Raw genomic sequence first — 14,458 nt, forward strand, 5'->3', positions numbered from 1 at the left:
GCCCGCAGGATGGGTGGCTATGGTGCAAAAAGCGCTGCACAGCTTGAGGTGCAGTCGAGAAAGCCATGCCAACCCCTTGCATTGGCCGGTGTTTTCGAACAGGTAACCCGTCGTCCCTGATCCGTATCGCGTCACGTTGTCATGGTCTGGCCGGCACCGGCCTTTGCCGGTGCCGGGGCAACTTTCCCCTCGCACGAGGATGGATCATGCGCTCACGGACTCTGACCCTGCTGTACCTGATTGCCTTGGCGACGTTGACGCCCGCGTCTTACGGGGCGTGCACCATCAGCAACACCGCCGGCGATGACCTTTCTTCCTGCGACAGCGGCACGGCACCGGGCTTTACCGACAACGCGGGCAACAACACCCTGAACCTCAGCGCCACGGGGCGGATTACCGGGAATGTCACCTACGGCGCCGGCAACGATCTGGTGGATGTGAACGGGCCGAGCGCCGGGATCGACGGCAACCTCAACCAGGGCGATGGCAGTAATATTTTCCGGCTCAACCTGGGCAGCATCACCGGCAGCGTCAGCCAGGGCTCGGGGGCGGATGTGGCGCAGATCAGCGGCGGCCAGGCCGGCGCCGTCAGCCAGGGCGCAGGCGTTGACAGCTACGCCCAGAGCGGCGGCACCATTGCCTCACTGGCCCAGGGCGATGGCCTGGACGACTTCAACATGAGTGGCGGCACCATAACCGGAGCCTTCGAGGATGGCGACCGGGCCAGGATGAGCGGCGGCCGCATTGGCCGGGTCGACATGAAGCTCGACAACAACCTGTTCGATATGGTGGGTGGCAGCATCATCGGCAACCTGGTGACCGGCTTCGGCAACGACACCATCCTGATCTCGGGCACGGCCTTTGTCGGCGGCAACATCAGTGTCAGCGGGGGCAACGATCACGTGGCGGTGTCCGGTGGCGACGTCAACGGCCAGATACTCCTCAGCTTTGGCAACGATGACTTCGAATGGACTGGTGGCAACCTGCATTCGTTCGTACTGCTGGGCGCCGGTGACGACACGGCGGTGCTGCAAAACCTGGTCAACACCCAACTGGCCGCGGCGCAGTTGATCGACGGTGGCCTGGGTATCGACACGCTCACACTGGACAATACCAAGGCCGGCGATCCAGGCCTGTTTCCCAATTGGGAAAACATCCGCCTGGACAACCAGTCGCAGCTGACCCTGGGCGGAACGCTGAAACTGGGTGACAGCGCCACCGGTACCGGTAGCCTGACCATCGACGGAACCAGTGAACTGTTGATCAGAACCGGAGTGATCGACTCGTTTACGGCCGGGCAACGGGTGAACGTCACCAACAGTGGCACCCTCAACATGACCACCGACAACACCCGGACCAGCGACACCTTGACCATCAATGGCAATTACACCGGCGACAACGGGCGGCTTGCGCTGCAAAGCGCCTTGGGTGCGGACGATTCCCCCAGCGACAAACTGATCATCAACCAGGGCACCCTCGCCGGGACCACGGCCATCAGTGTCACCAACCTCGGCGGCGCGGGTGCGGCCACCCTGCAGGACGGCATCCAGGTGGTGCAGGCCCTCAACGGCGCGTCTGGCAGTGGCAACGCGTTTACGTTGGCCGGCCCGGTATCCGCCGGTGCGTATAACTACTACTTGTTCAAGGGCGGCGTGACGGCTGGCACGGCAGAAAACTACTACCTGCGCTCGACGATCCCCGTGGTGCCGCCTGACCCGGTGATTATCGTGCCGTTACCGGTGCCCGTTCCCGGTGAACCACCGCTGCCGCCCAATCCAGACATAAAACCGATCCCCATTTACCGTCCGGAAGTGCCGATCTACGCCGCGTTGTTTCCAGCCGCACAGCAACTCGTGCAAGGCATGCTCGGCACCTTCCACCAGCGTATGGGTGACCAAAGCCAGCAGTTGCACACCGGCCCATTCACTTCGGGCTGGGGGCGGACCTACGGCAACAGCACGCGCCAAAGCTTCACCGGGACGGTCAGCCCATCGCTCGACAGTTCGGTGACCGGCTTCCAGGTGGGTACAGACCTGTACGCCAGCACCTACGACAATGGCCTGACCCAACGCAGCGGGTTCTTTGTCGGCCACAGCACCCTCAAGGGCAACGTCAAAGGCTTCAACGACGGCTGGCAGGGCAAGGACGCCGGCAAGACCACCTTGCGCGGCGACAGCCTGGGGGTCTACTGGACGCTGATCGGCGCCAACCAGGCCTACCTCGATCTGGTATTGATGGGCACCCGCTTCGACGGCAATAACGAGTCGGATCGTGGCGTGAAGATGGACACCCGAGGGCACAATGTCACGGCGTCCGCCGAAGTCGGCTGGCCGTTTGCCGGGATGGGTAACTGGGTGGTTGAACCCCAGGCGCAACTGATCGTCGGCAAGACCAGACTGGATAAGCAAAACGACGGGATCTCCGACGTTTCCTATGACGCCGACACCACCGTCACCAGCCGTCTGGGTGTACGCCTGCGCGGTGACTATCAGGTCCGCAGCATGCCGCTTCAACCCTACGTACGGGCGAATGTCTGGCACACCAGTGCCGGGCAGAACACCGTCACCTTCAACGATGTGACAGCGATCGACACCGAGCAGAAGTCCACCACCCTGGACTTGAGCGCCGGCGCCACGCTGAAGGTGGCCACGGGCATCAGCCTGTACGGCGAGGTGGGCTACAACCGCAACCTGGACAGCAACACCTCCAACGGCCGCCAGGGCACGATTGGCCTGAGAATGGAGTTCTGAGTACCCAGCGAATCACCTGTGGCCGGGATTGACCACCCCGGCCGCCTTGAAGCGTGAAAACTGAAAGGCAATGCCCAGCCAGATAAACCAGGCCGGCATCACGCACAGCGCCAGACGTGTATCCGGCCGCAACGCCAGCAGGCCCAACACGAAGACCAGGAATGCCAGGGAAAACCAGGCCATCGGCACACCGCCAGGCATCTTGTAGAGAGATCTGGCGTGCAGGTCCGGGCGTTTTTTGCGGTAGGCAATGTAGGACCCGAGGATGGTCGACCAGGTGAAAATCACCAGGATCGCCGACACCGTCGACACAATCGTGAAGGCGGTCATCACCTCCGGTACCACAAACAGCAACACCAGGCCCAGCAGCATCAGCAAGGTGGTGAAGGCCAGGCTAGTAAACGGCACGCTGCTTTTCGACAAGCGCCCAAAGATACCCGGCGCGTCCCCAAGGTCGGCCAGGCCGAACAACATGCGACTGGCGGAGAACACCCCGCTGTTGGCCGACGAGGCCGCCGAGGTCAGCACCACGAAATTGACGATCCCCGCCGCCGCTGGAAAGCCCGCCACCAGGAACAGTTCCACGAACGGGCTTTTGCTCGGCGACACCTGTTGCCACGAAGTGACCGCGATGATGCACGCCAGGGCCAGCACGTAGAACAGGATGATGCGCAGCGGAATCGAGTTGATCGCCTTGGGCAAGGTCTTCTCCGGTGCTCGGGTTTCGGCGGCTGCGGTGCCGATCAGTTCAGTGCCGGCAAAGGAAAAGATCGCCATCTGGAAGCCGGCGAAAAAACCGAACAGGCCATTGGGAAACGCCGCCTGTTTGTCCAGCAAGTGGCTCACGGAGGCCGTGACCCCGGTGGGCGAGACAAACGAGCTGGCGATCAACACCACGCTCACGCCGATCAGGGTCAGCACCGCGATGATCTTGATGATCGCGAACCAGAATTCCACTTCGCCGAACAGCCTGACCGTCAGCACGTTCAACGCGAACAGCGTCAACAGCATGCCCACCGCCGGCATCCACGCCGGCACATGGGGGAACCAGTACTGGAAAAACCCGCCGACCACCACCGCGTCCCCCACCACCGCCACGCTCCAGCTCAGCCAGTACGACCAGCCGAGAAAGAACGCCGCACGCGGGCCCAGGTACGCGCCGGCAAAGTCGGCGAAGCTCTTGAAGTTGAGGTTGGACAGCAGCAGCTCACCCATGGCGCGCATCACGAAGTACACGAACAGCCCGATGATCATGTAGATCAGGATGATCGAGGTGCCGGACAACGCGATGATCTTGCCGGAGCCCATGAACAGGCCGGTGCCGATCGCACCGCCCATGGCCATCAGCTGGATGTGGCGGTTGCTCAGGGTGCGTTGCAACGCAGGCTTTTCACACAGCCCGGACGTGGTTGTTTTCATCACAAAACCTCTTGTTATGTTTTTGAGTTTTGGCAGAAAAAAGAATCGAGCGAGTGTTGTTATCAGGTCAGGCAGTCTTGCTTTCGAAGCCGTGCAGGACGTTGACGGCGTTGATGCCGATCTCGTCGACCATGTAGCCGCCTTCCATCACGAACAGCGTCGGCACGCCCACCCCGGCGATGATCTCGCCCATGCTGAGGAAGTCCTGGCTGTCGAGCAGGAAGTGGCTGATGGGGTCGTCCTTGAAGGTGTCGACGCCGAGGGAGATCACCAGCACCTCGGGGGCGAAGTGTTTGAGTTGCTGGCAGGCGTGGATCAGCGCGGTTTTGTACTGGCCCCACGTGGTGTTTTTCGGCAAGGGGTAGTTCAGGTTGAAGCCCTCCCCGGCACCTGCGCCGCGTTCGCTGTCGGCGCCGGAAAAGTACGGATAGGACACCGACGGGTCGCCGTGCAGGGAGATGAACAGCACATCCGCGCGGTCGTAGAAAATATTCTGCGTACCGTTACCGTGGTGGAAATCCACATCCAGTACCGCCACGCGCTTGGCACCTTGGGTGATGGCCTGTTGCGCGGCAATCGCGGCGTTGTTGAGGTAGCAATAACCGCCCATGTATTCGCGGGCCGCGTGGTGCCCCGGTGGGCGGCACAGGGCGAAGGCGCTGTGATGGCCCTCGTCGATCAGCGCCAGACCGGTGAGGGCGATGTCCGCGCTGGTCTTGACCGCCTGCCAGGTGGTGGCAGTGATCGGCGAGCCGGCGTCCATGGCGAAGAAACCCAGCTTGCCGTCGATGAAGTCCGGCACCTGCTCATTGGCCAGGTCGCGTACCGGCCACACCAGCGGCAGCGCGTCATGGCGGCGGCCGATGGCGGTCCATTCGGCCCAGGCGGTTTCGAGGAAGCTGACGTAGCGCTCGCTGTGGGCGTTGACGTAGCAGGCGCGCTCGAAGCTGCGCGGCACGATGATATCGCCCAGCCCGACGTGCCGGACGCGGTCACGCACGGTGTCGGCGCGGCTGGGTTGTTCGAACGAGGGCTTGAGCACACCATCCTTGAGTTCGGTGCCGTGGTGCAAACGGTGGTCATCACTAAAAACAGTCAGCATTTGGATACATCCGCCAGTAAAAGACAGGGTCTATTTTGTTCTGGCTGCGCAGGGCTTTCTTTGCTTTTACTTCTTGCACTGATAGCTTTATCGGGTGTTTTTACCCTGGTTACAGCCAAATATGAAAAATAAAACCAAGCAGGTCGTTCTGGACGACACCGATCTCGCCATCCTCGCCCTGCTGCAGGAAGACGCGAGTATTTCCAACGCCCAACTGAGCGAGCGCCTGGCCCTGAGCCTTACCCCCTGCTGGCGTCGGCGCAAACGCCTGGAGGAAGAAGGCGTGATCAAGGACTACCAGGCCAACCTCGATCGCAAGCTGCTCGGCCTGGACATCATGGCGTTTGTGCATGTGCGTTTTGCGATCCACACCGACCACGCGCCGGATGCGTTCGAAGCAGTGGTGAAGGAGCTTCCTCAGGTGCTGGCGTGCCACAAGATCACCGGCGACGCGGATTACCTCTTGCAGGTGCTGGCGGAGGATCTGGACAGCTACAGCGAGTTTGTGGAAAGCGTGCTGCGACGGCAGCTGGGGATTGCGTCGATCCAGTCGAGCCTGGCGCTGCGCGAGGTGAAAGCGACGAGTCGGATGGCCATTCCGAAACGCGATTGAACACACAAAAAAGCACTCGCCGGCGTCAGGTAATGGCCAAACGCCTGCCCTCAATATGTGAAAAATTCGTTAACTAATTCTTCCCCAAGGCTTTTTTCGACAGGCTTAACCTGCCAAACTAATGCGAATAATTATCAACAGATTTATTATTCGCCACGGACGGCACTTAGGGGAGAGTCCGTTCCATGTCTGTGCAACAACACGGCGGTAAAGGTTTTACACCCAGTCTGATCGCTTTGGCGGTGTGCCTCGCCACCTCGCACGCGGCCTTCGCCGCCGACGCTGAAACGCCGGCAACCACCTTGGAACTGGGTGCGACCCGGATCTCCGGCGAGCAGCAACTGGGCGAAACCACCGAGGGTACGCAGTCCTACACCACCGGCGCGATGAAAACCGCGACCAAACTGCCCCTCACCCTGCGTGAAACCCCGCAGGCCGTCACCGTCATCACACGCCAGCGCATGGATGACCAGGGGATGACCAGCATCAACGACGTGGTCAATGCCACGCCTGGGTTGTTCCTCAACTATTCCAGCGGCCCAGGCCGGCAGTCCTACACCTCACGCGGTTTCGACATCGACAACCTGATGTACGACGGCATCCCCAGCGGCTACAACGGCGTTTCCGTAGGCGCCCAGCCGAACCTGGCGATGTTCGACCGTGTCGAGGTCGTGCGTGGCGCCACCGGCCTGGTGACCGGTGCGGGCAACCCGTCGGCGGCCATCAACCTGGTCCGCAAGCGGCCGCTGGACGAACAGAAAGTCACCCTCACCGGCGCCGCCGGCAGTTGGGATGACTACCGTGGCGAGCTCGACGCCTCCAGCCCGCTCAATGACAGCGGCACCTGGCGCGGCCGGGTGGTCACCTCCTACCGCGACGCCAACAGCTTCATCGACAATGCCGAGTCCTATCACGGCCTGTTCTATGCCGTCACCGAAGCCGACCTGAGCGAAGACACCACCCTCACCCTCGGTTTCTCGAACCAGAAGGACAAGACCAACTACTTCTGGGGCTCGTCGATGATCGGCCAGGACGGCCATCACCTGGACCTGCCGCGCTCCTACAATCCCGGTACCGACTGGGAGAACAAGGACCAGGAAATCAACACGGTCTTCGCCGAACTGCGCCAGCGCCTGGCCAATGACTGGAAGCTTCAGGTCAACGCCAACTACGCCGAACAGAACGCGTTGTTTTCCGGCTCCTACCAGTCGCGCTGGGTCAACAACACCCTGGCGCGCACGGTCTACCAGGCCGCCTACGATGAAAACCAGGCCGGCGTCGACGCCTTTGCCAGCGGCCCGTTCCAGGCATTCGGGCGCACCCATGAACTGGTGGTGGGCGCCAGCCGACGCATCTACGACATGACCACCCACAACTACAGCCCCTACAACACCAACTGGCCCCTCACCGCTGGCAAACCGGACTTCGTCCACACCACGGACGATCGCGAGGTCACCACCCAGGACGGTGTCTACGTGACCACGCGCCTGAGCCTGGCGGACCCGTTGAAGCTGATCCTCGGCGGGCGCCTGGACTGGTACGACTACGATGCCCATGGCAGCAACGACGGCGACTATCACGTCACCCGCAACCTCACCCGCTACGCGGGGCTGATCTATGAGCTGGACGATCATCACTCGGTGTACGTCAGCTACAGCGACATCTTCACACCGCAGAGCGCCAAGGACACCTCCGGCACCCCGGTCAAGCCGATTGTCGGCAAGAACTACGAGGTCGGAATCAAGGGCGAATACCTGGGTGGCGCGCTGAATGCGAGCGTGGCGCTGTTCCGTGTCGACCAGGAAAACCGCGCCACCCAGGTGACCGTGCAAAACTGCCCACAGACGGAGTGCTATGAGGCCTCGGGCGAGATTCGCAGCCAGGGGATCGACTTCGAACTGCAAGGCGCACTGACCGAGAACTGGCAGGTCGGCGGTGGCTACACCTACGCGCGTACCCACACCATCAAGGATGAAGCCAACCCGCAGAAGGTCAACAAGCAGTACGACACGGACGTTCCGGAGCACCTGTTCAAGCTGACCACCCGCTACAACTTCCAGGGCCCGCTGGAGAAACTGCGCGTGGGCGGCAACATCTCCTGGCAAAGCCGCCTGTACAACGACGTCAAGCTGGCTGACGGCAGCACCTACCGCCTCCAGCAGGGCGCCTACGCCGTCACCGACCTGATGGCCGGCTACAAGGTCAACGACCACCTCGACCTGCAGCTCAACGCCAACAACATCTTCGACCGCCGCTATTACTCCAGCATCGCCAACTCCGTGAGCTATGGCGGCGACGCCTACGGCACCCCACGCAACATGATGCTGACGGCCAAGTACAGCTTCTGATCCACCTGGCGGCTGCCCGCTCGGGCAGCCGCTCGGCGAACGCATTCGCGCTTAAAGTCCCCTCCCCCAAAGCCGATAAGCTTTCTGGTTTCCCTGCACCCGCAAAGTGCCTGAACGCGGGCCGTAGTGGCACGCCGCATGCTTTGATTCTTGCCAGACCACATGGAGTAAGAGTGAATGCCCGCACGCGCACGTTTCCTGGAGCACTACCGCAAGGCCGACCGCATCATGCTGGCGTTGATCTGGCTGATGACGCTGTTCTCCGTCGGGCTCGCGTTCTGGCACGACACCCTGACCCAGGCAATTGTCGTGGGAGGAGGCACCAGCACGGTGCTCACCGCGCTCTACCGCGCTATCGGCGGCACACGGGTGATGCGTTGCGCATTGGGCGCGGGCTTGATGGTCATGGCGGCGCTGCACATCAACCAGGCCCAGGGTGTGATCGAAGCACACTTCGGGATTTTCGCGCTGCTGGCGGTGCTGACGTTCTATCGAGACTGGCTGCCGATCCTGGTGGCCGCCCTGACGATTGCCGTGCACCACGTGGTGTTCCATGCGTTGCAGCATCAAGGCTTCCCGGTGTTCGTGATGGCGCATCACGGCGGTTGGACCATGGTGTTTGTCCACGCCTTCTACGTCGTGATGGAAACCATCGCCCTGCTCTACCTCGCGGTAAACAGCCAGGCCGAGGCGGTGGAAAGCGAGGAAATGCTGGAAAAAATGCTCGCCGTCACCACCCAATTCACCGTGGACAGCGCCAAAGGTGAAGGCAAGGTGCACGTCTCCCTTGCCAAGCGCTTTGACCATTTCCTGCAACAAATCACCCACCTCATCGACGGCGTCGCCCGCGACTCCCACGGACTCGGCCAACTCGGCCAGGAACTGGCCCACGCCAGCGGTACCCTGGAAAAAGGCGCTCGCCACCAACTGGCCGAAATCGCACAAATGACCGACTCCATGCAGCGCATGGAAGACGCCATGGGCCACATTACGGTGCACGTCGAAGAAGCGGTTGAACACGCGGGCGTCGCCAGCCAACAAATCCTGCGTGGCCAGGAAAGCGTCGGCCGCGCCCAACACGAAATCACCCAACTGGCCACACGCCTGGAAGGCACCCACCACACGGTCCAAGGCCTGGCGGTCCAGGCCGAACAAATCGGCTCGGTACTGGAAGTCATCAGCAGCATCGCCAACCAGACCAACCTCCTCGCCCTCAACGCCGCCATCGAAGCCGCCCGCGCCGGCGAACAAGGCCGCGGCTTCGCCGTCGTCGCCGACGAAGTGCGCAGCCTGGCGCAACGCACCGCCGTCTCCACCCAGGAAATCAAAACCATCATCGAAGGCCTGCAGCAAGGCAGCCGCCAGGCCGTGGAAGCCATGCACGACAGCCGCCAGGGCGTGGAACGGTGTGTGGAGGACAGTCAGCTGGCAGTGGAAATGCTGCGAGCGGTGGGCAATGACATTACCCAGATCGATGCGCTGAATGGGCGGATTGTCTCCACCACACGCGAACAGACCTCGGCGAATCAGGAGATTGTCGGGCGCTTGCAATCGGTGCAGAGCATTGCGCAAAACACCGCTGACGACGTGGAGATGCTGGCCAGGAGCAGCGAGCAGCTGCCGCCGATTGCGGTGCGGTTGGATGCGTTGGGGAGGCGGTTTCATCAATAGGGTCGCAGCAAATTACCCAAGCGTTTTATATGTCCACATTGCCGCGTTCGTTCACTTGAACGCGGCAACCAACCTCAGGTGTTTTTTAGAAAATCCGGTAGCAGGCTAAGCAGACCGCTCAGCTCGTAGAGGGCAAATCCGGCCCTCAGATTTTTTACACGCATTACTTGCTGAATGCCCTGCTCACTCTACACTCTGGCTGCAATCAAACTCTTCGAATCCGCAGCAAAAAATAAAAAACAGGGAGCAGCGATGAACATAAAAATCATAACCTTGATGTGGTTTGCTTTGCTGGCAGGATGTTCGACACAAACCCCCTATTTGAACGTCAATGGTGCTTACTGGCGTACAACTGAGGCATTCTCTGCTCCCATTTACTCTGTTGGGGTAATAAACACTCAAAGCAAGAATAAATTCGACCCAAAATCTCGTTTAGTCATTACGGATTTCCCCTTGGTTTTATCAACGTCTCTGTACTCCGAAGAAGCAAGAAAAGCGGCGCTTAACGCTAAGGTCTCAGCAAAAAAAGCGGGAAAAACCGAAATAAAAATTGAAACTGACAACTACTTGACCGGCACTTATTTAATTTACAGGAATATTGACACTTACGGACTTATAAAAAAAATAAATAGCCCTGAGAATGCTGAAACACTGGCCTCTTTAAAAAACGAGCACGAAACACAAGTAATCATCACGGGCGTGGCAATTGTTTATAACAACGATAGAACAGCTAAAATCAAGGTCGACGCAGACATAGCCGGTACCATAACCATCCCTAAAGTGCCAGCCGAGGAGCAAGCAGAAGTTAAAGCGAGTGTTTCCTTGGACAAAACTTTACATACAACCCTTTCGGACGGAACTGTATTTGCATACGAATACTCAGTCATTTACTGGGATGAGGCGGCCAAAGATCTAAAAGTAAAAGCGCTTACGGTCGACAGACCCAACAAATTTGTAGTGTGGTGGTTTTCAATCTGAACACCTCATTCAGATGGTTTCATCGCCGTAGCTAGGCTTTTAACGCTTCACACACACAAACAACGCATTCCCGGTCACGCCCGCCCAGGGCGTGATCCGCTCATAGTCATGCTCGAACACCTGCACCTCAAAATACGGCTGTAACAGCGCCTGCAACTCCGTGAAACTCAGCGCCACCATGGTGTGCTCATCCTGCCAGGCCTGGGTCACCCCCGCCGTGGTCTTCTCGATACTCAGGCGCAGTGCCTGCTGCTCCCCTTCTCCGCGGTAATGCCAGCCGGAGCCGAAGGTGAAATGACTGCCTTCAAACTCCACGCTATGGCGTACCAGCAAGCGGTTGTCGATATGCAGTTTGTCCACTGCGTTGAAGCAGAACACGCCGTTGTCGGCGAGTGCGTCGTGCACGCTGGCGAGGCAGGCGCGCAGTTGCGCGAGCCCGGGGTTGTAGTGGGTCGAGTACAGGAAGCAGGTGATCAGGTCTTGCGGTTCGTCCACCTGGAAACCGGCCATGTCCTGGCGGCTGAACGGTGCCTCGGGGCAGCGCAGTTGGGCGAGGTCCAGCATCGGTTGGCTGATGTCCAGGCCGCTGCTGCGGTAGCCGAAGTCGAGGAAGTGGCGCACATGGGGCCCGGTGCCGCAGGCAAGGTCCAGATGGCGGCGCCCGTCATTGCCGAACAACTGGTGCAGGCGACGCACGCTGTGGCTCTGCGCGCGGTAGTCGATGTCGGCGCACATCAGGTCGTAGTAGATGGACAGGTCGGTGTACAGCGCGTTGGAGGACATAAGTGGCCAGAGGGTTCGGCGGGAATTTCGCGTCGGCATGGTAACCCAGTCCCGGGTGTAAACCGCTACACTCGCCCCTCAACCATCCGCCAAGGAGGCAACCATGAGCGTTCGCGGTCAAGACCGACAGATCGACAATATCGAGTTCAACGTGGGCGATATCGCCCGCAGCAAAGCCTTCTACGGCGCAGTGTTCGGCTGGACATTCGTCGACTACGGCCCCACCTACACCGAGTTCAGCGATGGCAGGCTGACCGGCGGGTTCACTACCGCAGAGCCCGTTCGACCGGGTGGCCCGCTGGTGATCCTTTACGCGGATGATCTTGAAGGCACGCAGCAGCGGCTCAAATCCGCAGGCGCCGTGATCAGCCGCGAGACCTTTTCGTTCCCCGGTGGCAGCAGGTTTCACTTCATTGACCCGGATGGTTATGAACTGGCGGTGTGGACCGCTCAACCGTAGGTTACCCTCTGCCGCCATGGATTGATGAGCAGCACTCATAAACCCTTGCCGATTTACCCGTCTAGTGCTCATGCCAGCGCACGCCTACTGTTTCCCCAGCGGTTTCGCACCCAGTCCACCTTGCTGGGTGCGGCCTGACCATCACACGGGGAGATCGACATGCATAAGCGCACACTCGGAAACAGCTCACTTGAAGTATCCGCCCTGGGCCTGGGCTGCATGGGCCTGAGCCACGGCTACGGCCCGGCAACAGACACCCGTCAGGCCATTTCGCTGATCCGTGCGGCGGTTGACCGTGGCGTGACTTTTTTCGACACCGCCGAGGTCTACGGCCCTTACCTTAATGAGCGGGTGGTCGGCGAAGCACTGGCACCGGTGCGCCATAAAGTGGTGATCGCCACCAAGTTCGGCTTCACCTTCGGATCGGACAACAAACAACAGATTCTCAACAGCCGTCCGGAGCACATCCGTATCGCCGTCGAAGGTTCGTTGCGCCGGTTGAAGACCGACTACATCGACTTGCTTTACCAGCACCGGGTTGATCCCGACGTGCCCATCGAAGAGGTTGCCGGCGTGGTCAAGGAGTTGATTTGGGAAGGCAAGGTCAAGCACTTCGGCCTCTCGGAAGCCGGCGCACAAACCATTCGGCGGGCCCATGCAGTGCAGCCGGTAACGGCGCTGCAAAGTGAATATTCGCTGTGGTGGCGCGAGCCTGAGCACGAGATTCTGCCGACGCTCAAAGAGCTGGGCATCGGCTTCGTGCCCTTCAGTCCCTTGGGCAAGGGGTTCCTGACCGGTGCGATGGCGGCAGACACCACGTTCGGCAGCGACGACTTCCGCAGCATCGTGCCGCGCTTCAGCCAGCAAGCCCTGCACGCTAACCAAGGGCTGGTGGTGCTGATCCGCGAGATTGCACAGGGTAAAGAGGCCACACCGGCGCAGGTCGCCCTCGCCTGGCTGCTCGCGCAGGCACCGTGGATCGTGCCGATTCCCGGTACCACCAAACTGCATCGCCTGGAAGAGAACCTCGGTGGCGCCAGCATCACGCTTACACCCGCCGAACTCACGGCGATTGATGCGGCACTTGTGCAAATCCCCATAGAAGGTGACCGCTACCCCGAGGCCCTCCAGGCCCGCGTGGGCCGATAGGGAATGAGCAACGCTCACCCCTCACTGCGTCTTACGGAGGAGCACTTTCAATGAATCGACTGATCGCCCCACTGGTTGCCTTTTCCCTTATGGCCGGCGAAACCTGCGCCCGCGAAATCCGCATTACCCCAGCCGGCTCCCAACCTTCAATCCAGGGAGCTGAAGAAAACTTCACCGGCACGGTATGGGTCGACGGCCTGTTCAAGGGCGAGCTTCCCGCCCGTGCCGGCGGCGGTACCGTCACCTTCGAACCCGGTGCACGCACGGCCTGGCATACCCATCCGCTGGGGCAGACACTGATCGTCACCCAAGGCGTCGGCTATGTGCAGCAAGACGGCGGCGTACGCGAAGAAATCCGTGCCGGTGACAGTGTCTGGATCCCGCCGCACACCCGACACTGGCATGGGGCGACGGCCACCACGACGATGACCCATATCGCCATCGCCGAAGCCGAGGACGGCAAGGCGGTCACCTGGGCGGAACAAGTCTCGGACGCGCAATACCAAGGGCAACTGCCTGCGGTGACCAGCGCCCTTCCCGCCTCAGACACCCTGTCGGCCAGGCAACAGGCGATTCCACCGATCGCCGCCGCCATGGCAACCAGCGACATGCCCAGGCTCAACAACGCCCTGAACCAAGGTTTGGACGCGGGACTGACCATCAGCGAGACCCAGGAAATCCTGGTGCAGCTCTACGCCTACGTCGGTTTCCCGCGCAGCCTCAATGCATTGAATGAGTTGATGGGGGTGTTGCAAGCGCGCAGACAGCGTGGCATCCACGATGCGCCAGGGCGCGCACCGAGCCGGGCCATTCCAAGCGGTGAAGCACTGCTCAAGGTGGGGACGGCCAACCAAACCCGCCTCTCCGGTGGCCCGGTCAACGGCCCGGTGTTCGAGTTTGCCCCGGTCATCAACCAGTTCCTGCAAACCCACCTGTTCGGCGACATTTTCGAGCGTGACAACCTCGACTGGCAAAGCCGTGAGCTGGCCACCGTAGCGGCACTGGCCGCAACGCCAGGCGTGGAAGCGCAGTTGCGTTCGCACATGCTGGCAAGCCTGCGGGTGGGGCTGAGTGCGGCACAACTGCGCCAGGTCATCGAGGGGCTGGAACCGTATGACGATACCCACGCGGCGCAACGTGCAAATACTGCACTTACGCAAGCACTTGCGGCTAAGGAAGGCTGAC

General features: G+C 60.7%; 11 protein-coding genes. 8 read left to right on the top strand and 3 right to left on the bottom strand.

The window, feature by feature from the left end; all coding sequences use genetic code 11:
• Positions 1-206 precede the first annotated feature (206 nt).
• Positions 207-2,750 (top strand): autotransporter family protein, encoded by a 2,544-nt coding sequence (locus AC07OP_RS00960; protein ID WP_495101518.1) that lies wholly within the window; start codon positions 207-209, stop codon positions 2,748-2,750.
• Positions 2,751-2,762: 12 nt separating this feature from the next.
• On the opposite strand, the gene AC07OP_RS00965 is transcribed toward AC07OP_RS00960, so the two are convergent.
• Together AC07OP_RS00965 and AC07OP_RS00970 are read right to left on the bottom strand one after the other, a co-directional pair.
• Positions 2,763-4,169, bottom strand: coding sequence for an amino acid permease (locus AC07OP_RS00965; RefSeq protein ID WP_495101519.1), 1,407 nt, complete (start codon positions 4,167-4,169; stop codon positions 2,763-2,765).
• Positions 4,170-4,236: 67 nt separating this feature from the next.
• Complete coding sequence (locus AC07OP_RS00970) at positions 4,237-5,271, bottom strand: histone deacetylase family protein (RefSeq protein WP_495101520.1); 1,035 nt, start codon at positions 5,269-5,271, stop codon at positions 4,237-4,239.
• Between the two features lie 121 nt (positions 5,272-5,392).
• On the opposite strand from AC07OP_RS00970, the gene AC07OP_RS00975 reads away from it, so the two are divergent.
• The 4 genes from AC07OP_RS00975 (at position 5,393) to AC07OP_RS00990 (ending at position 10,881) form a co-directional block, all read left to right on the top strand.
• A complete protein-coding gene (locus AC07OP_RS00975) occupies positions 5,393-5,884 on the top strand; it encodes an Lrp/AsnC family transcriptional regulator (protein WP_027606753.1) in 492 nt (163 codons plus the stop codon).
• Positions 5,885-6,069: 185 nt separating this feature from the next.
• Entirely contained in the window at positions 6,070-8,232 is a 2,163-nt protein-coding gene (locus AC07OP_RS00980; RefSeq protein WP_495101521.1) for a TonB-dependent siderophore receptor, read from the top strand.
• Between the two features lie 978 nt (positions 8,233-9,210).
• Entirely contained in the window at positions 9,211-9,903 is a 693-nt protein-coding gene (locus AC07OP_RS00985) for a methyl-accepting chemotaxis protein (RefSeq protein ID WP_262382219.1), read from the top strand.
• A 252-nt stretch (positions 9,904-10,155) separates the two neighbouring features.
• Complete coding sequence (locus AC07OP_RS00990; RefSeq protein ID WP_495101522.1) at positions 10,156-10,881, top strand: hypothetical protein; 726 nt, start codon at positions 10,156-10,158, stop codon at positions 10,879-10,881.
• A 39-nt stretch (positions 10,882-10,920) separates the two neighbouring features.
• On the opposite strand, the gene AC07OP_RS00995 is transcribed toward AC07OP_RS00990, so the two are convergent.
• Positions 10,921-11,664 (bottom strand): class I SAM-dependent DNA methyltransferase, encoded by a 744-nt coding sequence (locus AC07OP_RS00995; RefSeq protein WP_495101523.1) that lies wholly within the window; start codon positions 11,662-11,664, stop codon positions 10,921-10,923.
• Positions 11,665-11,767: 103 nt separating this feature from the next.
• Here AC07OP_RS00995 and AC07OP_RS01000 point away from each other — a divergent pair, with 103 nt between their 5' ends.
• The 3 genes from AC07OP_RS01000 to AC07OP_RS01010 all read left to right on the top strand — a co-directional run bounded on the left by AC07OP_RS01000 (position 11,768) and on the right by AC07OP_RS01010 (position 14,457).
• Positions 11,768-12,124, top strand: coding sequence for a VOC family protein (locus AC07OP_RS01000; protein ID WP_098479378.1), 357 nt, complete (start codon positions 11,768-11,770; stop codon positions 12,122-12,124).
• Positions 12,125-12,283: 159 nt separating this feature from the next.
• Positions 12,284-13,273 carry an aldo/keto reductase gene (locus tag AC07OP_RS01005; protein ID WP_495101524.1) on the top strand — a complete coding sequence of 330 codons (990 nt, stop codon included), beginning with the start codon at positions 12,284-12,286 and terminating at the stop codon, positions 13,271-13,273.
• A gap of 89 nt (positions 13,274-13,362) precedes the next feature.
• The gene (locus AC07OP_RS01010) at positions 13,363-14,457 is read left to right on the top strand and encodes a (R)-mandelonitrile lyase (protein WP_495101554.1); all 1,095 of its coding nucleotides are present in this window, start codon (positions 13,363-13,365) and stop codon (positions 14,455-14,457) included.
• The last annotated feature ends 1 nt before the right edge of the window (position 14,458 follow it).

The organism is Pseudomonas sp. GW821-FHT09D08 (genome assembly GCF_059416305.1).

Bases quoted from the DNA above. Each gene is read 5' to 3' on its own strand.
- AC07OP_RS00990 (WP_495101522.1), top strand. From the start codon at position 10,156: ATGAACATAAAAATCATAACCTTGATGTGGTTTGCTTTGCTGGCAGGA.
- AC07OP_RS01000 (WP_098479378.1), top strand. From the start codon at position 11,768: ATGAGCGTTCGCGGTCAAGACCGACAGATCGACAATATCGAGTTCAAC.
- AC07OP_RS00995 (WP_495101523.1), bottom strand. From the start codon at position 11,664: ATGTCCTCCAACGCGCTGTACACCGACCTGTCCATCTACTACGACCTG.
- AC07OP_RS00975 (WP_027606753.1), top strand. From the start codon at position 5,393: ATGAAAAATAAAACCAAGCAGGTCGTTCTGGACGACACCGATCTCGCC.
- AC07OP_RS01010 (WP_495101554.1), top strand. From the start codon at position 13,363: ATGGCCGGCGAAACCTGCGCCCGCGAAATCCGCATTACCCCAGCCGGC.
- AC07OP_RS00985 (WP_262382219.1), top strand. From the start codon at position 9,211: ATGGGCCACATTACGGTGCACGTCGAAGAAGCGGTTGAACACGCGGGC.
- AC07OP_RS00965 (WP_495101519.1), bottom strand. From the start codon at position 4,169: ATGAAAACAACCACGTCCGGGCTGTGTGAAAAGCCTGCGTTGCAACGC.
- AC07OP_RS00960 (WP_495101518.1), top strand. From the start codon at position 207: ATGCGCTCACGGACTCTGACCCTGCTGTACCTGATTGCCTTGGCGACG.
- AC07OP_RS00980 (WP_495101521.1), top strand. From the start codon at position 6,070: ATGTCTGTGCAACAACACGGCGGTAAAGGTTTTACACCCAGTCTGATC.
- AC07OP_RS00970 (WP_495101520.1), bottom strand. From the start codon at position 5,271: ATGCTGACTGTTTTTAGTGATGACCACCGTTTGCACCACGGCACCGAA.
- AC07OP_RS01005 (WP_495101524.1), top strand. From the start codon at position 12,284: ATGCATAAGCGCACACTCGGAAACAGCTCACTTGAAGTATCCGCCCTG.